Here is a 22,215-nt window from a genome sequence, read left to right as displayed (position 1 = left end):
CGGCGATTAAGTTGCCTTGGCATTATCGCTGCTGTAGCCGTAATAGTCATAATAACCTTCGTAAGAATAACCTTGTTGCTTGGCTTTTTTGATATCGACTTGGTTAAGAATAATGCCTCTGATGGGCGCTTTGTTTTGTAATAGTTTGCCAACACCATGCATGACCGTTTGTTTGTTTGTTGAGTCTGATTTTATAACATAGATAACGGAGTCAGCAAAGCCGGATAAAACAATCGCGTCACTTACGGCTTGCACGGGAGGGCAGTCGATAATGATTCTTTCATAGGTCTCAGAGAGCTCGTCTATTAGGTCTTTAAACCTTTCAGACGAAAGCAACTCTAACGGATTTGGCGGTACAATACCTGCAACAATGATGTCCATGCCGCCGTAAAGCGATTTTATACATTCTTCAATTGAATTGCTACCCGCAATTAAGTTTGCCAGGCCGGGTGTACCAGGTTGTAAGCCTAATATTTTGGACATGGTTGGGCGGCGCATATCGGCTTCAATCAACAATGTTTTTTCAAGCTGGCCTATGGCGTCGGCTAAGTTGATTGAGGTTGTACTTTTACCTTCACCTGGAATAGACGAGGTGACTATAACAACTTTGTGTGTGGTATCTATAGACGATAGCATGACACTGGTGCGCACGGTTCTGACACATTCGGAGAAAATTTTGTCGATGTTTTTATGGAAACTTAACGCAATTTTTTGATCTTTTTTGATGTTTTTAATAAGCGGTAAAACACCAAGTACGGGTATGTTGAGCTTGGATTCAATCTCATCTGCAGATTTAAAGGTGTTGTTTAGTGCATTAGATAAAAGCGTTAAAAATACCGCGAAAAGACCCGCCAGGAAACCCGCTATGATAATGATTAAACCCTTTTTGGGCTTGATGGGTTCTGTGGGTATAACAGCAGGGTCTACAATTCTAGCATTAGTGGTTTGTAAGTCAGAAGTCGCTGTGGTTTCTTTGAGTCGCGTCATGAAGGTGTCAAATATGGCCCGGTTGGAGTCGACTTCACGCTGCAGTTCGCGAAGTTTGAATTCGTTTTTAGAGATATCTTTGATTTGTTGCTTGTTTTCTTTGACTGATTTGTTAAGCGAATATTCATTGGCTGCCGCAATCTGATATTGGGTTTCAATACCCGCCACAATTTGTAAAACCTGGGCTTTTAAACTGGCTTGAGCGGCGTTTAGGTCGCTTAGAGCGGTTTGCATGGATGGGTGGCTTTGCCCGTAACGTTTTGAGAGTTCATTAACTTTTGCTTTGGCGCGTGCTTCTTCTGTTTTGAAGGTTTGAATAAGTGGATGGCTTAAAACAGCAGGTATGGCGGCAAGTTTTTGCCAATCATCTTTTTTAATACCTTTTACTTGACGGTATTGGCTTTCTGCTTCGGCGCGTTTACTTCTTGCGTCGACAAGGCGTTGGTTGATGGCCGTTAATTCATTGGTAGATACACTGGTAATGCCACCATCGACATCAATTAATCCTTCTTGGTCTTTAAAGGCTTGCAGTTTGTTTTCTGAGGCTTGAAGCGTTTCGCGTAATTCGGAAAGACGAGAGTTCATCCATTTAGAGGCCGTAAAAGTGGCTTCCATAGAAGCGTCTAATTGGCTGTTGATGAAGGTTTCACCCAGCATATTGGCTGCTTTTGTGGCCATTTTAGCATCTTGCATGTCAACGTTGATAATGACTAATTGGCTCTTTTTGATTGGCTGAATAGAGATTCTTTCCATAAAGGCTTTAACCACGCTATCAAGAATCTCTTCTTCAGTGGGTGGGGCAGGATTGTCAAAACTTTCTGGAACCAGGCCTGGTAGCATTTGGCTAAGTTGTAAACTGCGAATTGAACCTTTAATATCTATTAAAGGCGGTTTTTGTTGTGCGGGGTCAAACTCTTTATGTTTTGTAAGGTTTAAAAGCTTGACCACTTTTTCAGCGAGGGCGCGAGATTTTAAAAGCTCAAACTGTGTTTGAAGGTATTCGCTACTGTTATCAATGCCGTATACCTGTTCAATCGAAACAACTTTGGCTTCTTGTTGTTCAATTTGCATGGTGGTTGAGGCACGATAGGTTGGGATAATGCTCATAACCACTAAGGTGGTTAAAAGCATTACGATAAATACAATGGTGACAATGCTCCATTTTCTGCGCCAGACTGTCTGGAAAAGCGGAAGTAAATCAATGACATCGCTATTATTAGATGCGTTGTGATTGATTTGTGTTGGAAGATTGTTGTTGTTTTGAATTTGGGAGGTGTGATCCATTAAAAGAAACCTTGGTCTATAGTAAGGGTATCACCAGGCATAACCAAGTCTTCCATGGTTACTTTTTCTGGTGTTTTAGTGGGGTCTTTTTCTCGGATGACGGTCATACGATTTTCAGAAGCGCGTTCTGAAAGTCCACCGGCTAACGCAATTGCCCGACGAACGGTTAGACCAGGTTGAAATGGATAACCATCTGGGTTTTTAACTTCTCCGCTAATATAAAATTGGCGGTATTCGATGATGCTAACAGTTACTTTGGGATTAACTAAATATTTTCCTGAAAGTTCGTTAGTGATTTTAGTTTGTAATTCTGTTGAGGAGAGGCCTTCAGCTTTGACCTCACCAATAAATGGATAGGAGAAGCTGCCTGTTTCATTAAGTTTAATTTTCTCTAGGCTCAAGTCAGGTTCTGCAAAAACAGTGATTGAAATAACATCACCTGACGAGAGTTGATACTCTGTATTAGTGTTTGCAATTGAAATGTTTGCAAACATAGCAATTATAAATATAAGAGAAAGACGAGCATAAAACTTCATGCAACAAGCACTCCAAATGAATTAATAATAATTTAATTATAAGCTTATATTAACGCTAAGCTTGTAAAGATTACGATTATAGTCATAAGTTGCATCGGTCGAACGTTGATTGCTTGCTTGGTAGTCAAAGCCTATATCCATCCAGCGACGGAATGCATATTTAACACCAACGCCATAGGCATCAATGGTGTCTTTACGCGCTATTGTTGATGCATATTCTTTGTCTGTATTTGTGTAGTTTAAGTTTGATGTATATCCGCTACCCCAATCATGAGCCCAGTTAACTATGCTGTTTCTGGAGTTGGTGTAGTTAGATGTATAGCTACCTTCTTCAATCTTTTGGCTGGTTGTTAAGGTAACGGTAGAGTAGGTCAAAGGACTCCATTCAATATTTCCTTCCCAAGAGGTTAGGTCGGTATCTTTTCTGCTGGAGTCGCTGAAATCTTTGGTTTCGATACCGATTTTGAAGTTTCCGGTAGTCTTAGCCGTTGCTTCCCAGCGCGCCCCAACTAAATATGCAATGTTTTTACTGTTTAGATTAGTGTTACTGATATATTTAAAATCAGTTGCTTTGATTTCAGCAAGTAGTCGAGATTTATCCGTTACACGATAGATAAATGCGGTGCTGATGACGGTTGAGTCGTTTTCTTGGTCTAAGTTAGCACCATTGTCAGAGCGTTTTTGAACGTGGTTGGCACCAATCTCTACATTGCCAGTTGAAGTGTCTGTGCCGTAGGTGTAATTTCCACCAGCGTTAAAAGTATTAAAGCTGTTTAAAACACCTGGTGTTAAGGCTGCTGCAGAACTTTGAGTTTTGTTGTAGCCCGTTTGGATAGCCAGTTTGTTTCTTACGTCAAACTCAAGTTCGGTGCTGGCGCTTAAATAATGATTTACCAGGTTATCAGCGTTTTTTGCATCAAATGCTTGGTAGTTAAGTGCATAGTCAATTTGATAAGTTGTTTTTTCACCGTAGATGGTTACGCCTACACTTGGCGTTACGCTGGTTACCCAAGATGCAGTTTCTGCATTGGTTAACAGATAGTTGTCATCATAGGATTCAGACACTTCTAGCGTGGGAACTACGTCAGCGATTGAATAGGAAATGGGTGCAGGTTCTAATGCAAAAGCGGTTGTACTTGACATGGCAAGTATAACCGCTAGGTTTACTTTTTTATAAGAATTCATAATTTTTTACCTGTAAAAAGCCCTACGAGACTGATCTCGTATAAGGGCTAATTAATATAAAGGATTAGTTAGGGCTGCTAGAGCCGGCAGCGCCACCACTTGCAGGAGCGGAAGGAATAGAGGCGTTTTGGTTTTGATTAGTTCCTGTAGGACCAGTAAACCCTCCAATGTCACCACCCGCGGCAGTCGGTGCCGCTTGAGTTGTTGCAGCTAAAATTGTAGCGGCTAACGCAGGTGCCGCTGCCACTGCTGCGTCACCAAATGCTAATGACTGTGCAGGGTGAACTTGAGAGGCTGTGCTAAGAATTGTTTGAACGGCAGCTTCATTATCAGAATTTGCAACGACTAAGGCAGCAATTTCATCAGTCAAGGCTTGACAGTCTGTAGCAGAACAGGTTGCGTTTTCAATGCTGGCGGCTTGCTCAGTTGTCAAAATAATCCCTGCTGCTTTCAGGGCATTTAAAGTATCTACGTCTGCGTTAGCAGAAGTGACTGATAAAGCTAAGGCAATTGCCGAGGTAATAACTAATTTGCGCATTTTTATGCTCCTAATAAATATAAAATTTGTTTATAGGGGTTAATCTACACCCTAATTAGCCCTGTATTAAACATACTTCGATGTCTGCCTTGTAATAAAAGGGTAATGTCATGTATTCTTATTATAGAGGCTATTAAATTGCATATCAATATTTATTTAATTATTTTAATAGCTTGCGTTGTCTTTTTTGTTAATTTTTTATGTGGCATTCATTGGTTTTTTTGCTCGATTTTAAATTTGCATTTCAAGTGTTATGGTAATTTTTTGTTAAATCAATGGGGGGTTGAGAACAGAAACGCATTTAGGTTTTATTTATGTTTTTAGGTTGTGTTATCCCGCCATGTTTGTACAATAAAAAGCACAGTGCAACCAAAAAGAAGGATTTATGTCACCCAACCCCGGCCTTTATTTGGCTTTAATCAGTGTGCACGGGCTCATCCGCGGACACGACCTTGAACTTGGCAGAGATGCCGATACTGGCGGTCAAACGCTTTATGCTTTAGAGCTTGCGCACGCTCTAGCCAACCATCCCTCCGTTGCCCGGGTTGATTTATTTACTCGGCGAGTCATAGATGCTGCGGTGTCTTCCGATTATGCAGAACCTTGCGAGGTTGTGACGGATAAACTTAATATTATTCGTATAGAAGCAGGCCCTGAGAGTTATTTGCCTAAAGAGCAGCTTTGGGATGTGCTGGATATGTTTAGCGATAATATGATGGCGTTTTTCAGAGAGCAAGAACGCTTTCCAGATTTATTGCACAGTCATTATGCCGATGCAGGTTATGTGGGCACGCATTTGGCCAATCAAACGGCGATTCCGTTATTGTTTACCGGCCATTCTTTGGGTCGAGTGAAACGCAGCCGTTTATTGGCCAGCGGATTAAATTCGCAGCAAATTGAAGATTTATATCAAATCAGCCGTCGTATTGAAGCCGAAGAGAATGTGTTGGCGATTGCTCAGCGGGTGATCACGAGCACTTCGCAAGAAATCGAAAAGCAATACGAGCTGTATGATTACTACCAACCTGAGCATATGCGTATTTTGCCACCGGGTACCGATTTAAAATTGTTTAAACCACCCTTGCACCTTGAGTTAGATCAGCTTGAAAAAAATGCAGAGCGTTCATCTGATTTGTTTATGCGCTTAACACAGCATTTATCTGATCCTCAAAAACCGATTATTTTGGCCTTATCTCGTCCCGACAAACGCAAAAACATTAAAGCGCTGATTGAGGCCTATGGTCAATGCGCCGAATGCCAAGCTCTGGCTAATTTAGTGATTATTGCGGGTAATCGTGATGACATTGAGGATTTAGAAGAGGGCGCTCAAGAGGTTTTTCAGGAGTTGTTATTTGCAGTAGACCGTTATGATTTATATGGCAAGGTCACTCTGCCCAAACATCATCAGCGCCACGAAGTGGCGGACATTTATCGTATCGCCGCAGCCACGCATGGCGTGTTTGTGAACCCTGCCTTAACCGAGCCCTTTGGGTTGACGCTGATTGAAGCGGCGGCATCGGGGCTGCCGATTGTTGCCACCGAAGATGGCGGGCCAAGAGATATCGTCGCCAATTGCCATAATGGCATTTTGATTGACCCTTTAGAGTCGCAGTCGATAAGCCAAGCATTGTTAACCATTCTAAAGTCACCCAAGCAATGGACTGAGTTTTCTCAAAATGGCTTGCAGGGCGTTAAAGAGCATTATGCTTGGGCGGCGCATGCTGAGCGCTATCTCAGGTTAATCTCTTGTTTGGTGCGTGATGCCGAGCCCTTAATTCCAAAAGTGGTGACTCGCCGCAATGCCTTGTATCGTGACCGTATGTTTGTGAGCAGTTTGGATCACAATATTGTGGGTGATGAAAAAGCGTTGCAAGACTTAATCAAAAAATTGAGCGCTCATAAAACCTCTACCTTATTTGTGATTGCAACAGGCCGAAGTTTGGAATCGGCTTTGCGTTTGATGAAAAAATATGGCATTCCACAGCCAGATATTTTAATCAGCAGTAGCGGCACAGCCATTCATTATGCCTCTAAATTAACCAAAGACAGTGCTTGGACTAAGCACATAGATTATCAATGGGCGCCGCACCAAGTTCGACTTATTCTAAAGGACTATCCCGGTTTAGTGAAACAACCCAAAAGCGAGCAAACTGGCTTTAAGTTGAGTTACCTAATTGACCCCAATATTGCTGATGTGGAGGCGATTAAACGCCTTTTACATCAAGAAGAACAATCGGTGAATGTGCAGTTGTCGTTTGGGCAGTATTTAGATATTTTGCCGATTCGCGCCTCCAAAGGCTCTGCCTTGCGTTATGTCGCAGACCGTTGGCAAATTCCGCTTGAAAAAGTATTTGTCGCTGGCGGGTCGGGTTCGGATGAAGACATGATGCGCGGCAATACGCTGGCAACCGTGGTGGCCAATAGACACCAAGAGGAACTTTCGCAGTTGGTTGATAACGAACGGATTTATTTTGCATCCTTACCGCACGAAGCCGGTATTTTAGAGGCCTTAGAGTATTACGACTTTTTTGGAGAGTGCAAAGCACCAGAGGCGGTCTTACATGAGTAAACTTTTATTATGTACTGATATGGATCGCACCTTGATTCCCAATGGTGCTTCGCCCGAAGCACCTGGGGCAAGAAAAATGTTTAGTGAAATTTGCGCGCGCCCTGAGATACAGTTGGCTTATGTCACCGGTCGTCACTTGGGCTTGGTGCTAGAAGCCATTGAAGAATATCAACTGCCTACGCCTGATTTTGCCATTACCGATGTAGGCACCAAAATCTATCAATTTGAGCCTAATTTTAACCAGGCCTGGTCAGTTTTGGAGGCGTGGGAGGCACATATTGCCAAAGATTGGTTGAATTTATCGCGCCAAGATTTACTGGCTTTGTTAAGCCCTTTGATTGCCGTCACGCCCAATATGGTGCTACAAGAAGATGATAAACAAAATACCCACAAGTTGAGTTTTTATTGCCCGATGGATTTAAACCCTGCTCCGTTGATTGATCAGGCAGAAGCCTTGTTGGCGCAAGCGGGTATTCAAGCCAGTTTGATTTGGAGTTTGGACGAGCCAAATCATATTGGTTTATTGGATGTGTTACCGCGCCATGCCACCAAATTACATGCAATAGAATTTTTGCAAGCAAGACTGAATTTAGCACAAAATCAAGTGGTCTTTGCCGGCGACAGTGGTAATGATTTACCGGTGTTGATTAGCGCTATCCCTGCCATTTTGGTTGCCAATGCCAGTGACGAACTTAAACAACAAGCCTTGGCCTTGAGTGCCCAGCAACATCATCAAGCTGCCTTGTATCTGGCGCAGAATTTCGAGCAAGATGCCAGCGGTAACTATGCGGCGGGCATTTTGCAAGGTTTGGCATTTTATCACCCCCAGTATCAAGCCATTTTGGCTAAGATGGTTCAGCAAATAAGCGAGAGCGCATGAAAAAAACAACCCGCAAACTCATCATCTTTGGCGAGGTTTTGTTTGATTGCTTTGAAGACGGACAAAACATCTTGGGCGGTGCGCCCTTTAATATTGCTTGGCATTGCCAAGCCTTTGGTGACGAACCTCAGTTTATCTCTAGTGTGGGGGATGATGCTTTGGGGCAAAGCATTTTAGATGCGGCGCAATTGTGGGGTTTAGATACTCAAAACATTCAAGTTACGCCCGATTATCCCACCGGTCAGGTGGCGGTCACTTTGGTCGACAATGAACCTCATTATCAAATCACCCCCGAAGTTGCCTATGACCACATTCAATCCCCCAAGCTCATACCCGAGGGGAGTTTGCTGTATCACGGCAGTTTGGCATTAAGACATCCTGCAAGCCGAGCAACTTTTGAAGCCTTGTGCCAAACACCTAATCTAAAGCGTTTTGTGGATGTGAATTTACGCAGTCCTTGGTGGCAAAAGTCCGATATCGACCATTGGTGTCAGGGGGCAACTTGGGTCAAATTAAATGTTGACGAATTACGCTTACTGGGCTTTGATCAACCAAATTTACAAGAAGCTATGTCACAGTGTTTATCCCAATATGGCTTAACCCAACTTATCGTCACGCGCGGAGCAGAAGGCGCTATGGTTTTACAAGCGGATGGACAAGTGTTTTCCCATCAACCTCAAGCTATAGCGCAGTTTGTAGACACCGTTGGGGCAGGCGATGCCTTTACCGCAGTTTATTTGCATGGGCTCTTAGCCAACTGGCCGGTTGAGCGCATTTTGCAAACGGCACAAACCTTTGCGGGGCAAGTGATTGGCCTGCGTGGCGCCACCACCACGGATCAGGCGTTTTATACGCCATTTTTGCACGCTTTACGCAACTCAGCCCTTAATTAAAGGCTCATTTTATGTATGAACAACTTTCCCATTCGTTACTCAATGAAATCCTCAATCAAATCAAACCCGAGATTTCCAAGCAAGACCTAAGGCATTTTTATACCCGTTTGGGTGCAAATTTTTATGCCATTCACGACCTCTTTAATAAACTCTATGGCAAACGAGCCGATTTTGACCAACAAATGCTTAAGTTGGTAGAAACCATGGCGCGCCAATATATTAAGCGTTCCGACGCGCTAAAAGACTTAGATATCGAGCGTGAAAAAGACTTTAATTGGTTTTTAAGTCAACAATGGGTGGGCATGGCGCTCTATGCCAATGGGTTTGCCAAAGACCTTAAAGACATGCAACAACGCTTGGGGTATTTTTCGGAGTTGGGCGTTAACCTGATTCACATTATGCCGATTATGCGTTGCCCTGATGGCAGTAGTGATGGCGGCTATGCGGTGAGCGATTTTAGAGAAATTGATGAGCGCGTTGGCACTTTAGATGACTTAAATGCACTGAGCACAAGCATGAAACATCGTGGGCAATTACTGGCGTTGGATGTGGTGTTAAATCATACCTCTGACGAGCATGAATGGGCGCAAAAAGCCCGTGCCGGCGAGACTAAATACCAAGATTATTACTACACTTTTCCTACTCGCAATATTCCCGATATGTTTGAAGAGAATATGAGTGAAATTTTTCCAGAAACCGCGCCTGGTAACTTTACCTGGGACGAGCAAATGCAACGCTGGGTAATGACCGTGTTTAATCAATATCAGTGGGATTTAAACTACAACAATCCTGCCGTGTTTATTGAAATGCTGGATGTCATTTTGTTTTGGGCCAATCAGGGCGCGGATATTTTGCGCTTGGATGCGGTGGCATTTTTATGGAAAAAAATCGGCAGTAATTGTCAAAACGAACGTGAAGCCCATTTAATCTTACAGCTATTAAAAGACTGTTGCCAAGTCACCGCGCCAGGCGTGCTGTTTATTGCCGAGGCCATTGTTGCGCCGAATGAGGTCACCAAATATTTTGGCGAAGATGCCATTATTGCTAAAGAATGTGAAATTGCCTACAACGCCACCTTTATGGCCTTAATGTGGGATGCGGTTGCCACCAAAAATGCGAATTTGCTGACGCAAGGTATTAAAAGTTTGCCGGTAAAATTAGAAAGAGCCACTTGGTTAAACTATGTGCGTTGTCATGATGATATCGGTTTGGGGTTTGATGACCGCGACATTATTCGCGCCGGTTATGAGCCTCATTCGCATCGACGATTTTTGATTCAGTATTTAACCGGTAAATTTCCCGAATCTCATTCTCGTGGTTTGCCATTTGCCGAAAACCTCAAAACAGGCGATGCCAGAGTGTCTGGGTCTTTAGCGTCTTTGGTTGGGTTGGAGTATGCCTTAAAGTCGGGTGATTTGGCTGCAGAGCAAGATGCCATTAAATTGATATTGCTGTTGCACAGTATGATTTTGGCATTTGGCGGAATTGCGTTGTTGTATTACGGTGATGAGATAGGAACACTCAATGATGACGCTTATTTAGAAGACCCTTACAAAATGGACGACAATCGCTGGGTGCATCGACCTGCCATTAACTGGGAAAAAGCTGAAAAACGCCATCTACAAGGAACACCTGAGTTTGCGATTTTTAACGGTTTGAAAAGAATGATTGCGGCACGCAAAGAAATTGATGTGTTTGCCGACTTTAATAACCGTGAATTAATTGATGTGCAAAATCCCAATTTATTTGTGTTTGGGCGTTATAACACCCAAAATGCAAATGACCGAGTGTTGGTGGTCGCCAATTTCAACAACAAGCCGCAAAAGCTCAATATTGAAGATGTTGGTAGTTGGGGGCGCTATCGCAATGGGCAATTAATGGATGTGCATACTCGTCAAAGCCCAGAGATTTACAACAATACTTTGGTGATTCCAGGGTTTGGGTTTTATTGGCTAACCGAAATGTAGTTACAATAACAGCAAAGCAGCACAAGGGGAGTGGAGGGTGCGTTTGATAACAATTTATACCGATGGCGGCTACGACCCTAAAACCCATATAGGCAGTTGGGCGTTTGTGGCAGAAGCTGATGAAAGTTTGTTATCAAATCGCAGCGCTCAGCAACAAGAGTCATTCTCCCTGTCCGGTTCAGTGTTGCAAACTCAGCAACTAGAAGCCCCATCTTTGCAAATGGAAGTGCGAGCCGTGGTTGAAGCCTTAACCTGGCTAGACTGTGAAAATCGTCATCAAACCATTTTGATTGTGTCAGATTCTAAAATCGTGGTGGATGCCATTAATCATGATTTGCAGTTTTGGTCTGAGAATGACTGGCAAAAGAAAAAGAACCGCACTTTAAAGTGTGTGGCTATGTGGCAAGCACTTTGGCAGTTGTTGGGTCAAATCCCCAATCCGGTAAAAGCCAAATGGGTAAAAGGACATGCAAACCACCCAATGAACGAACGGGTGGACAGCTTGGCAACTCAAGCCAGGCAAGCTGTCTGCTCACCTGGCTTGTCGTCTTATGAGTGATATTGAGGGCTAAGTTCAACCACGGCCTTGATAAAGGCTTCGGCGTGCTCAGGTTTGATTTCTGGGTGAATGCCATGGCCTAGGTTAAAGATATGACCGGTGCCTTTGCCGTAAGCGGCTAAAATGCTGCCCACTTCTTGGCGAATGCGCTCGGGTGAGGCATACAGAACTGCTGGGTCCATATTGCCTTGTAAAGCAACACGATTGCCTACGCGCGCACGCGCTTCATCAATGTTCATTGTCCAGTCAAGTCCTAAGGCATCAGCACCGGTATCCGCCATGGCTTCTAACCATTGTCCGCCACCTTTGGTGAAGAGAATGCAAGGCACCTTGCGACCATCGTATTCTTTGATTAAGCCATCGACAATTTTCGCCATATAACGCAATGAAAATTCATTGTAGTCGCGAGGCGTGAGTACGCCACCCCAAGTATCAAAAATTTGCACAGCTTGCGCGCCGGCTTGAATTTGGGCGTTTAGGTAGGCAATGACCGAATCTGCAAGCACATCTAAAATCTGGTGCAGCATTTTTGGTTCGTCAAACATCATGGCTTTGATGATAGCGAAAGTTTTGCTCGAGCCGCCTTCAACCATGTAAGTGGCCAAAGTCCAAGGGCTACCTGAGAAGCCGATTAATGGCACTTTGCCGTTTAAGGCGGTGCGAATGGTGCTGACGGCATCCATCACATAGCCTAAATCTGAGCCCATGTCTGGCACATACAATTTATCAACATCCGCTTGCGTGCGCAAAGGTTTGTCAAACACCGGGCCTTCACCTTGCGCAAAACGCAAGCCTAATCCCATGGCATCTGGAATGGTGAGTATGTCAGAAAACAGAATGGCAGCATCTAAAGGATAGCGTTCAAGCGGTTGTAGCGTCACTTCGCAAGCCAGCTCTTTGTTGCGGCATAGGTCCATGAAAGAACCCGCTTGAGCGCGTGTGGCACGATACTCTGGCAGATAACGACCGGCTTGGCGCATCATCCAAACGGGCGTGCGATCAACTGGTTCTCTTAAAAGTGCTTTGAGAAAGCGGTCGTTTTGTAAGTCTGCCATGGGAAACCCTTTGAATTTATGTCTTAAAAGGGCGTTATTTTAACCAAAAATGACCAGGCCTGGTTATTTTTCGTTGGTTTTGCGGGCTTTTCTCAGCAGATCTATGTCATCTGGAGATTCAATGCTCATAAACATGGCGCGGCGATATTGAAAGGCATAGCCTCTGACTTCAATGGTTTTATCCATTAAATCTTGAATGTCACCATAATCAAAGTATTTCCAATATTTTTTGGGCACACGAATGCCTGTGGTGTCCATATTGATAATCATATTGGTACTGCTTTTATCCACCTTAACCACTTTGCCTTTGATAATGCGATAGCCAATGTCGTTGGGATAAAGCGTGGTGGATTCTGCGATGGGGTAATGGAGTTGCGGCATTTTTTTGGCGAGTCCCCAGAGTGCTATGTCTTTATTGCGAGCGGTTTGTTCTGCGGCAAAGTAGCAATTGATAAACTGGGTATTGGGCGGAGTGGCATCGGCAATGCCTAGACCGGCCTCTAAAATTCGGGTGGTGGCGTTGCTACCATCTTTAAAAAAGACATGGGCTAGGGTGCGCCCCGCATTGTCGCGTTTTTGTTCGTCGTAAACCAAACCCACTTCCATCTCATTATTGGCAATCAGTTTGTTTAAGAAAGTTTGCGAAACTTGTGCGAGGGGTTGACCAGGTTGCAGGAGTTTTTGCTTTTTTTCGATTTCGGGCGCAACCACCCCAATTAAGCGAATCAGTTGGCCTTGCACAATTAAGGTGTCACCACGCGTGGCAAAAGTTGCCTTGGCCCAATTATCAATTTCAGGCATTTTGCATTCATCTGTGTCTGCGCTTTGCGCAACGGGCGTCCAAAAGCTCAGGCTGATTAGGCTTAAGAGCATTAAAAGGCGGGGCTGAAAAATCGATAATGTTTTCATAAGCACTCATTTTAATCAAGATGAACAGCTTAAAGCAAGGCTTAGACCAGAATAGCGAACTGGTTTGGAATTGGATTGCCGATGATCTTAGAGCAAGTAAAAAAAAAGGTCGCAATGCGACCTTTTAGAAAAGAATAATCGAGTCTTACTTGCGACCATACTTCTGACGGAATTTCTCAACACGACCTTCAGTATCGACAAGAGATTGCTTGCCAGTATAGAAAGGGTGAGATGCGCTAGAAACTTCTACGCGGACTAAAGGATAATCTTTACCGTCTAGCGTAATGGTTTCAGCTTTCTTAGGTTTAATCGTTGAACGAGTTACATAAGTTTCGCCAGTCGAGATATCTTGGAAAACGACTTCGTTATATTCTGGATGAATGCCTGGTTGCATGATGACGGTCCATTTGATAATTCAAAAACGAGAATTATAATTAAAATTTTAGTAAATGCAAGCACTTAAATTAAATAAGTTAATGAAATTTAAGCCGCTTGCGGTTTTTTGTGGTGTTAAATGCTTGCCTAACGCTTCATTGCCACAAACAACTCAGCGTTGGTTTTGGTGTTTTTCATTTGATTAATCAGCGTTTCAGTCGATTCAATTTCATTGTTCATACTTTGTAAGAAGCGACGGATAATCCAAATATTTTTCAATTCGTCTTCAGTCGTTAACAATTCTTCTTTACGCGTGCCCGATTTCTCAATGTTAATCGCAGGGAAAATACGCTTCTCAGCCAAGTTACGCGATAGGTGAAGTTCCATGTTACCGGTCCCTTTGAATTCTTCAAAGATGACCTCGTCCATTTTAGAACCTGTATCAATCAACGCAGTCGCGATAATCGTTAAAGAACCCCCTTCTTCGATATTACGCGCCGCACCAAAAAAGCGTTTGGGGCGGTGTAAAGCATTGGCGTCCACACCCCCAGACAAAATTTTGCCGGATGATGGGGTTACTGTGTTGTAAGCACGCGCTAAACGGGTAATTGAATCAAGCAGGATGATGACATCTTTTTTGTGTTCAACCAAGCGTTTGGCTTTTTCGATAACCATTTCGGCAACCTGAACATGGCGAGTTGCGGGTTCATCAAAGGTAGAAGAAATCACTTCACCTTTCACGGTGCGCATCATTTCAGTCACCTCTTCAGGACGCTCATCAATCAGCAATACAATTAAATAACAATCCGGATGGTTTTCGGCAATCGACTGGGCGATGTTCTGCAAAATCATGGTCTTACCTGATTTTGGCGGTGCAACAATCAAACCACGCTGCCCTTTACCAAATGGCGAGGCAATATCGATGATTTTTGCGGTAATGTCTTCGGTGCTGCCGTTACCCAATTCCATTTTCAAACGCTCTTGAGCGTGTAATGGCGTTAAGTTTTCAAACGCAATTTTCTTACGCGCAATTTCAGGTTCTTCAAAGTTGATTTTGCCCACTTTTAGCAGTGCAAAATAACGCTCACCTTCTTTAGGTGGGCGAATTTTGCCTGAAATGGAGTCCCCTTTGCGTAAACCAAAACGGCGAATCTGGCTGGGCGATACATATAAGTCATCGGGTCCCGCTAGGTAAGAGCCATCTTCTGAGCGTAAAAATCCAAATCCATCGGGTAGGACTTCTAAAACACCTTCACCATAGATATCTTCACCGCTTTTGGCGTGTGCTTTGAGGATGGCAAAAATGATTTCTTGTTTTTTAAGTCTGGCTAAACTGTCTTCTAAGCCTTTTTCAGCGGCAATTTCGAGCAGTTTGGAAACAGACATTTTTTTTAAATCGCTTAAATGCATAAGTAGTTTCTATCTTTTTTAATATCTATGGAAAATTGATTTCATGGTCAATTTGGGTTGGTTTTTAAAAGGCTTTAAAACAAATTTTATTTGGTTTTGAACTTTAAAAGTGTTTGAAAAGGTAAATTTGAATGGTGCTTGAAAGGAATTGGGTTTCAATGCCAGGCTAAGAAGCTTAGCCTAGCATTGAGCGTTTTAGCGGATTATAGGTTACCGTCTAAAAATGCGCACAATTGTGATTTAGACAAAGCACCTACTTGAGTTGCATCGACTTCACCATTTTTGAATAAAACCAAAGTTGGGATGCCACGCACACCGTATTTTGGTGGTGTAGATGGGTTTTCATCAATGTTCAACTTAGCCACTTTGATTTTGCCTGCATATTCACCAGCAACTTCATCTAGGATAGGGGTAATCATTTTGCAAGGACCACACCATTCTGCCCAAAAATCAACTAGAACGGGCATATCAGATTTTAAAACTTCAGTTTCAAAGGTTGCATCACTTGTTGCAATCATGTTGTCACTCATTGTTAGTAACTCCTATTATTATTTTTGTTGCATCTAACCGCACTTGTCAAAAGACAAGCAGTGAAAATTCGGATTGAAAATTCGTCAGAACAGACATTTGATGTGGTTGGAACAAGAATCGACGCTTTTATTTGCACCAAGCACTTCATGAAAAACTTTAAATTTTTGTAATTATTACATTATTAAAAGTGCATTTACAAACATTTTTTGCAAAATCAAGAATTTTTATTCAAAAAAATGGCTTAATTTTGGCTAAGTTCGTGCAAAACTAAGATTTTCTGCTAATATCTAGGATTTATTTTAGTTGAATCTAGAGAAGTGTCATTTTATGAATAGAGTATTTCGTTTAGTCATTTCTTGTCCTGACCGTAACGGTATTGTGGCAAGAGTGTCAGGATTTATTGCCCAATTGGGCGGCTCGATTGTTGAAGCCAATCACCATACCGACTCTGAAAACCAATGGTTTTTCATGCGCTATGAGATTTTAGCCAGTTCTTTAGGCAATGATCTAGAAGGCTTTAAAACCCAGTTTTCGGCCATAGCGACTGAGTTTAATATGCAATGGCAAGTCAACGATTCTGCGTCACCCAAAAAGATTGCTCTGTTTGCCAGTAAAGAATCACACTGTTTGGCGGATTTACTCTACCGTTGGCATGAGCAAGATTTACCCGGACAAGTGGCCTGTGTGATTGCCAACCATGAAGATTTACGCTCTATGGCAGAATGGTATGGTGTGCCTTTCCATTATGTGCCTGTCACGCCCGATACCAAGCCCGCAGCTTTTGCTGAGGCTGAAAAAATTGTGGCCGATTATCAAGCAGAAGTAATTGTTTTGGCGCGTTATATGCAAATTTTACCGCCTAATTTGTGTGCAGATTATGCCGGTCGTGTGATTAACATTCATCACAGTTTCTTGCCGTCCTTTGTGGGTGCAAAACCTTATCATCAAGCCTTTGAGCGCGGTGTGAAATTGATTGGGGCGACTTGCCATTATGTGACTGAAGAACTCGATGCAGGTCCAATCATTGAGCAGGATGTGGTGCGTGTCAGTCATTCTCAAACCGTTGAAGATTTAAAACGCTTAGGCAGAGATGTTGAAAAAAATGTTCTGTCTAAAGGTTTAAGAGCGCATCTTGAAGACCGCGTTTTGATTTTAGGCAATAAAACCGTGGTGTTTAACGCTTAATTTTCTAATCTATTTTTGTCTAGATATTCCGCCAAACTGTTTTGCAGTTTGGCTTCTAATTGCTTACGACTGTTCAGTTGTGAGGTCACCAAATTTTCCCAAGCGTCATTGAGCAGCAGTTTACGGCTAAATAGTGTTTGTAGCTGAGCATCCGCTTGAGTGCTTAAAAAGTCTAACTCACCCAAAGTCCAATCTCGCAGCGCTAAAGAAACGCTCTCATAAGGTTGCTGTTGCAAATAGCCTAAAGGAAAAGGCGCTGCTTTAAAAGGCAGGGTTTTTAAAATCGCCAAGAGCGTGGGTATTTCTAAATCTTGATAATGCGTTTGCAAACAATAAACCCATTGTGGGGTCACCATTTGCTGGGTGATTTTTACCAAGTCTTGGGCGCTTTGGGATAAAGGCTGACAGAGGTTAATCGAATAAGTGCCGCTGGCGTGGTCTTTTTTAAGCCCTAATCCGAGGGTTTTAAAGTCGTTTTGCGTCCAAAAGTTTAATAACTGCGCAGTCACCCCAAAACTACTGGCGACATAATCGAATTGTTGTTGCTTGGCAAACGGGGTTAGGTGTTGAAGTAAGTGGCTGCCTAATTGTTGGTTTTGCCACGCGTCTTGAACCGCAATGCGCATTACGCGCAATCCTTTTAACCTTAGCCAGTCTGGGTTGCCCGTTTGTTGGTAAAGTTTTTGCGGAAACAAATGACCTTGTAATCTTCTAGGTTTTTTTGGGTCGGGTAGCGGTAAGTCACCTTCTGAGATGGCAATGAGCGCACCCAATAGGTGCTCGTTTTGCATGGCTGCAAAAATGGTGAGATTGGGCGCTTCTAAGAGTTGCATCAAATCGTTTGGCGAGGTTTGGTAGTGCGCCGATACCAATAATTGAAATAACTCATGCAGCTGTTGCGGGTTATCCAAAAGCCTTGCCACGCTGAGTGTTTGATAAACGATTGGGGCATTATTTTCTTGGCTGTTGAAAGCTTTACAGGGCGTTAAGAGTAGCGTTTGATTAAGGGTGTTTTCCAGCCAGTCGCCGGCTCGCCAGCGGATAGGCGTGTGCAATTCCAAGCGTTTCCAGCCGGGCGTTGCGCTGTCTAAAAAGGCACTGAGTTTAAGCTCAAAGCCACGCCCCGATCCCTCATAACCTTGCGAGGTACTGGCCAACACCAAACGGTGATAGGTTTGTATCAGGGTTTGCAACATCGGCAGTGGTAAATGTGCCGCTTCGTCAACTAACAGCAGATCAGTTTGGATGGGGTTTGCGATGAGTTCGTCTGGCGCTTTAAAAGTGATGAACTCAGTCAGTCCGGCATCTTCTACAATCTGTAGCGCACTTTTAACCTGGTCGGGTCGAGCGGCGGTTAAAGTAATGTGGCGTTTACCGGCTTCCATTAAGGCCACTGCCGCCAAACCTAACGTAGAAGATTTGCCGCGACCTCTGTCAGCGGTGATTAATAACGGACGCTTGCGATGCCCGAGCGCGACTTTTTGAATGAGCTTGACCGCTGCCAGTTGGTCTGGAGTGGGTAGGGTTTGACAGGGTGCGGTTTGGTTTAAAGGAAATTGATTAAACCAAGCTTCTAGATCTTTAGGGTCTTGGTGTTGGGTTAAATGAATGGCATGCTGGGTGAGTTGTTGCCACAGAAACGCATTAAACCCTCTGAGGGTGTCTTTGGCTTTCAACGGAAAAGACAGGTGTTTTTCACAGGATTTATTGGGTAAATTTAACCAGGCCTGGTGCTCTGGTAGCAAAATAATGCACCAACCGCCGGCTTTAATCATGCCACTTAAAATACCCAGTGTATTGGGGTCGATGCCTTCGGTTGCCGAAAAAATCACAAAGTCGGTTTCTTGTCCCAACAGCAAGGAAGCCGCTTTGGGATGAATAGCTTTTGCTTGGGTAAAAGGCGAGTGTTCACCTACCCACAAGCCTTGTTTGAGAGGCGTTTGCGCCAGAAACGCTTGGCAAAGTGCTTCTTGCCAGGCAGTTTCTCCACTGAGCAATAGGCAGGCACGAATCTGCGCCTTAAGCAGTTTTTCACTGAGGGTTTTTAACGCCTTCACTTGCGCAGACAGCATCTATCTAACCTCGATGGTCACTTCGGTTTGGGTGGGGAGATAGGTTAATACAATCTTGCCGGTTTGTTTGCCTAAAACCACCTTAAGGGTTTGGGTGTCGACAAATTCGGTTTCAAAAGTCAGGCTAGGGGTGTGCTTGGCAGCCAGATTGGCTTGTTGTGGTGCTTGGCAGCCTTTCGGGGGAAAGTAAAAATAAAGCGTTTCGCCTGACTTGGCGCTCAGGGTTTGTTGTCTTTGCTGAATAATGTGGAGATTTTGCAATGTTGGGGTAAAAAATGCCCAGCGTGTGGTTTTGAGAGTGCCGTTTTCTTGCCATTGCACTTGCGCTTGGTAACGGCTGTTCCAGTTTAAACGCTGCTCAGGAAAAAAAGCCAGCCAGCGTTCTTCGGTGGCTTGCGCTTCGTGGTGTTGTGGGTCGGTCAGATTATTAAAAATGGCGGCGGGTTTGATGGCTGTGCCGGTGGTTAAGTTGGTTAGGGTAAAAGATGAGGGAATAAATTGTATTTTCCCCCAAAAATTCGGATTGATTTGCAGGTGAACCGGATAGCCAGACACATTACATTGTGGCAAAGGGTCTGGGCTTTCTTCATAAAAAACTGGCGGTACCGTGGCGCCAGACTTGGGCCAGAAAATTAATTTAGGGCTACTGGCAGCTGTTTGTTTTTGAATTTGCTCAAAGGTGGTTTTGGCCAAGCGCACATCATTTTTGCAAAGCCCGCCATATAACACCGTGCCATTTGCAAAACGGTTTTCTCGCCCACAGGCTTGATTAAGGTTTTGATTGCCAAGGTTTGCCACTAAGGCACCTTTTACCCAGCCTTTTGAATCTTCTGCCAGGCTGATACCCATTTCATCTTTGGTCATGTCCAGCAAGCCCAAGCGGTGGTAAATGGCCGACATAAGGTCGTCGATGTACTTTTGGGGATGCGCGGCGTTGTAGCTAATCACTTCAGACACTTGGCTACGATAACCCACCGCAAAGGCTCTATCATTGGGGGTTTTGCCTGCAAAGGCACGCATATTTGGGGCTTGTTGGTGACCTTGTTGGTCATTGAGAACTTCGTAATAAGCGTGGCTTTGGGCGCTGGTTTGCAACTGAGGGTTCCAAGCTAGAGGCGCTAGTTTGAGCTCTTGGCGCAGATGATTGACATAATTGAAAGCCGATTTTGCGCCTTCGGCATCTTCAAAAGTGCCCGTCGTTGATCTGCTTTGGGTTGCCGATAAAGCCGGGTTAATCGTGAGCAAAAAAAGGCTTAAAAATAAGCCTTTAAGCAGGGTGCGCTTCATTAAACCAGCCAATCGGTTAAGGGTTTGGGTTTGCCTAAGAAGTAGCCTTGACCATAGGTAATGCCGATGGCGGTGAGTACATCCACATCGGCTTGGGTTTCTACATATTCGGCAACGGTTTTTTGGCCGCGCAGTTCGCTGATTTCGTGAATATAACGAATGACCGCCTTATCGGATGGGTCTTTATGCATGTCTTTGACAAAACTGCCATCTATTTTGACCACATCAAAGGGTAAGCTTTTGAGATATTCAAATGACGACATACCTGTTCCAAAATCATCTAAGGCCAAACCGATGCCGACATTTTTAAGCCAAGCAATAAACGCCTGGGCTTGGCTAAAGTTGCCGACAGCAGAGGTTTCGGTGATTTCCAGTTCCAGCTTTTGCCACGGAAAATTAAAGTGAATAATAGCCTGTTTAACCTTAGCTTGAAAGTCGCTGTTGTTGAGTGATGAGCCGGCCAGATTGATATGAACGGTTTCTAATTTTTGAATGTGGCTGGGGTTTTGTGTGGCCTGAGTTAGGTATTGCCAGAGGACAAACCCATCGATTTCAGCCATCATTTGATAGCGTTCGGCGGTGGGTAAAAAGTTATCTGGCGCCACAAAGTGACCTTGCGAATCCCAGAGGCGCAATAAAATTTCATAGCTCACCAAGTCGGTTTCTTTTTGTAAATGTACGATGGCTTGGGCAAATAATTCAAAGCGCGCAGGACCTTCGGCCAAGGCTTCTTTTATAAAACCAGCGGTAATGACTTCTTGGTTAAAGCGTTGTGTTTGATTGTCGTTAGGTTGATAGACATGAAGTTTATTTCTGCCTTGAGATTTTGCAGTATAAAAAGCATTGTCGATGGCTTTGGTCAGTTCTTCGGGGGTGTATTGATTAGGCTTAAAGGCCACCATTCCGATACAGGCGGAAACAGAATAGGTTCTATTTTCCCATGAAAAACGGAAATCTTTGAGCTGCTCTAGCTTTTGTTTGGCAAAACTTAAAGCATCGGCTTCGGTGGTGTTTTTCAGCAAAATAAAAAAGTCATCGCCACCCAGCCTGGCCATCAACGCATTTTTGGGCAGGGTGTTTTGTGCTTGTAAGGCAATCATCTTAAGCAGCTCGTCGCCCGCCACATGTCCGGCGGAATCGTTAATCAACTTAAATTGGTCAAGGTCTATGCCCATCAGCACAAAGGGCATATCGGCTTCACTTTTAAGGGCTTGGCGAATTTCAGATTCCATAAAGTAGCGATTATACAAGCCGGTAAGTTGATCGCGTTCAGCTTGATAACGCATTTTTTGGGTGGCTTGATAAATTTGCGACATCATTTGATTGTAGCCATCAAACAGGGCTTTAATCTCGTTTTTAGCGCGCGTCATTAAAGGCGTGGCCGCTTTTACCGTAGGGTCACTTTCAACCATCGCTAAGGCCAGTTTTTTGAATGGCTGAGTTTGGTGGTGGCCGATCCAAGTGGCGAGAATCAAACCCAAGATGATTTCTATCGGAAAAATAATCGCCAGGGTGGTGAAGTGTTCATTGAGTTGAGTGGTGATGCTTTGCATGTCGATCACATAGGTCACATTGCCAAACAGATGACCGTCGGCTTCTAGCGGTAATTTAACATAGAGGTCTTCGCCTTCAAATTGCGGTTGGCTGGTCGCTGCTTTGATTAAATGGTCGTACTTATGCTGTTTACGGTTAAATTCAAATATTTTTTGGCCTTCGGTATTGGTCAAAAGCACATCGTCGAGCGAGTCAAATTGTGAAAAACGAAACGATAAGTCAGATAGTAAATCCGACTCATTAAGCAGCATGGCTTTGAGCATATCCTGGCTCATGGCTTTATTGAGTGCATGCGACATTTCAACCGCCAACACTTGGCGTTCTTTAGTATCTAACCAACTGGCTTGTAGTAGGGTGACCGAAGTAACCACCAAAAGCATGCCAGAAATCAGGAGTGATAATTGGGTGCGTATGCTAAGTGAGTTCCACATGATTGAGT

At 43.9% G+C, this 22,215-nt stretch carries 18 protein-coding genes; 6 read left to right on the top strand and 12 right to left on the bottom strand.

The genetic code is table 11. The features are described 5' to 3' along the window. Window positions 1-6: 6 nt before the first annotated feature. The 4 genes from THMIRH_RS11330 to THMIRH_RS11315 all read right to left on the bottom strand — a co-directional run bounded on the left by THMIRH_RS11330 (window position 7) and on the right by THMIRH_RS11315 (window position 4,530). A complete protein-coding gene (locus tag THMIRH_RS11330) occupies window positions 7-2,271 on the bottom strand; it encodes a GumC family protein (protein WP_173292197.1) in 2,265 nt (754 codons plus the stop codon). Further along, window positions 2,271-2,807 (bottom strand): polysaccharide biosynthesis/export family protein, encoded by a 537-nt coding sequence (locus THMIRH_RS11325; protein ID WP_173292196.1) that lies wholly within the window; start codon window positions 2,805-2,807, stop codon window positions 2,271-2,273. The genes THMIRH_RS11330 and THMIRH_RS11325 overlap by 1 nt, the downstream gene beginning before the upstream one ends. A gap of 36 nt (window positions 2,808-2,843) precedes the next feature. Beyond that, entirely contained in the window at window positions 2,844-3,992 is a 1,149-nt protein-coding gene (locus THMIRH_RS11320) for an outer membrane beta-barrel protein (RefSeq protein WP_173292195.1), read from the bottom strand. 64 nt (window positions 3,993-4,056) lie between these two features. Beyond that, window positions 4,057-4,530 carry a hypothetical protein gene (locus THMIRH_RS11315; protein ID WP_173292194.1) on the bottom strand — a complete coding sequence of 158 codons (474 nt, stop codon included), beginning with the start codon at window positions 4,528-4,530 and terminating at the stop codon, window positions 4,057-4,059. A 385-nt stretch (window positions 4,531-4,915) separates the two neighbouring features. On the opposite strand from THMIRH_RS11315, the gene THMIRH_RS11310 reads away from it, so the two are divergent. Genes THMIRH_RS11310 through THMIRH_RS11290 form a run of 5 tightly spaced genes read left to right on the top strand, consistent with a single transcriptional unit; the run spans window position 4,916 to window position 11,398 of the window. Next, a complete protein-coding gene (locus THMIRH_RS11310) occupies window positions 4,916-7,099 on the top strand; it encodes an HAD family hydrolase (protein WP_173292193.1) in 2,184 nt (727 codons plus the stop codon). After that, window positions 7,092-7,979 carry an HAD-IIB family hydrolase gene (locus tag THMIRH_RS11305; RefSeq protein ID WP_173292192.1) on the top strand — a complete coding sequence of 296 codons (888 nt, stop codon included), beginning with the start codon at window positions 7,092-7,094 and terminating at the stop codon, window positions 7,977-7,979. Before THMIRH_RS11310 ends, THMIRH_RS11305 begins: the two co-directional genes overlap by 8 nt. After that, window positions 7,976-8,872, top strand: a complete 897-nt coding sequence (locus tag THMIRH_RS11300; protein ID WP_173292191.1) for a carbohydrate kinase family protein — start codon at window positions 7,976-7,978, stop codon at window positions 8,870-8,872. The genes THMIRH_RS11305 and THMIRH_RS11300 overlap by 4 nt, the downstream gene beginning before the upstream one ends. A gap of 11 nt (window positions 8,873-8,883) precedes the next feature. Further along, on the top strand, window positions 8,884-10,839 hold the full coding sequence (locus THMIRH_RS11295) for an amylosucrase (RefSeq protein ID WP_173292190.1): 1,956 nt from the start codon (window positions 8,884-8,886) through the stop codon (window positions 10,837-10,839). 37 nt (window positions 10,840-10,876) lie between these two features. After that, window positions 10,877-11,398 (top strand): RNase H family protein, encoded by a 522-nt coding sequence (locus THMIRH_RS11290; protein WP_173292189.1) that lies wholly within the window; start codon window positions 10,877-10,879, stop codon window positions 11,396-11,398. Here the strand turns inward: THMIRH_RS11290 and hemE are convergent. From hemE to trxA, 5 genes are all read right to left on the bottom strand, one after another. Further along, window positions 11,389-12,453, bottom strand: a complete 1,065-nt coding sequence (gene hemE, locus THMIRH_RS11285) for a uroporphyrinogen decarboxylase (protein ID WP_173292188.1) — start codon at window positions 12,451-12,453, stop codon at window positions 11,389-11,391. The genes THMIRH_RS11290 and hemE overlap by 10 nt on opposite strands. 63 nt (window positions 12,454-12,516) lie before the next feature. Beyond that, window positions 12,517-13,362, bottom strand: a complete 846-nt coding sequence (locus THMIRH_RS11280; protein ID WP_243831452.1) for a thermonuclease family protein — start codon at window positions 13,360-13,362, stop codon at window positions 12,517-12,519. A gap of 145 nt (window positions 13,363-13,507) precedes the next feature. Further along, entirely contained in the window at window positions 13,508-13,756 is a 249-nt protein-coding gene (locus THMIRH_RS11275) for a type B 50S ribosomal protein L31 (RefSeq protein ID WP_173292187.1), read from the bottom strand. 128 nt (window positions 13,757-13,884) lie between these two features. After that, a complete protein-coding gene (gene rho, locus THMIRH_RS11270) occupies window positions 13,885-15,147 on the bottom strand; it encodes a transcription termination factor Rho (protein WP_173292186.1) in 1,263 nt (420 codons plus the stop codon). A gap of 203 nt (window positions 15,148-15,350) precedes the next feature. Next, window positions 15,351-15,677: a thioredoxin TrxA gene (gene trxA / locus THMIRH_RS11265; protein ID WP_173292185.1), complete on the bottom strand. Its 327-nt coding sequence runs from the start codon at window positions 15,675-15,677 to the stop codon at window positions 15,351-15,353. Between the two features lie 328 nt (window positions 15,678-16,005). On the opposite strand from trxA, the gene purU reads away from it, so the two are divergent. Further along, the gene (purU, locus tag THMIRH_RS11260; protein WP_173292184.1) at window positions 16,006-16,863 is read left to right on the top strand and encodes a formyltetrahydrofolate deformylase; all 858 of its coding nucleotides are present in this window, start codon (window positions 16,006-16,008) and stop codon (window positions 16,861-16,863) included. Here purU and THMIRH_RS11255 read toward each other — a convergent pair. Genes THMIRH_RS11255 through THMIRH_RS11245 form a run of 3 tightly spaced genes read right to left on the bottom strand, consistent with a single transcriptional unit; the run spans window position 16,860 to window position 22,207 of the window. Then, window positions 16,860-18,935: a tRNA(Met) cytidine acetyltransferase TmcA domain-containing protein gene (locus tag THMIRH_RS11255; RefSeq protein ID WP_173292183.1), complete on the bottom strand. Its 2,076-nt coding sequence runs from the start codon at window positions 18,933-18,935 to the stop codon at window positions 16,860-16,862. The two genes, purU and THMIRH_RS11255, sit on opposite strands and share 4 nt — an antisense overlap. Beyond that, window positions 18,936-20,222: a CAP domain-containing protein gene (locus THMIRH_RS11250; RefSeq protein ID WP_173292182.1), complete on the bottom strand. Its 1,287-nt coding sequence runs from the start codon at window positions 20,220-20,222 to the stop codon at window positions 18,936-18,938. After that, window positions 20,222-22,207: a putative bifunctional diguanylate cyclase/phosphodiesterase gene (locus THMIRH_RS11245; protein ID WP_173292181.1), complete on the bottom strand. Its 1,986-nt coding sequence runs from the start codon at window positions 22,205-22,207 to the stop codon at window positions 20,222-20,224. The genes THMIRH_RS11250 and THMIRH_RS11245 overlap by 1 nt, the downstream gene beginning before the upstream one ends. Window positions 22,208-22,215: the final 8 nt, after the last annotated feature.

The organism is Thiosulfativibrio zosterae (genome assembly GCF_011398155.1).
Classification (GTDB): domain Bacteria; phylum Pseudomonadota; class Gammaproteobacteria; order Thiomicrospirales; family Thiomicrospiraceae; genus Thiosulfativibrio; species Thiosulfativibrio zosterae.
This window is presented reverse-complemented; position numbering and strand designations above follow the sequence as displayed.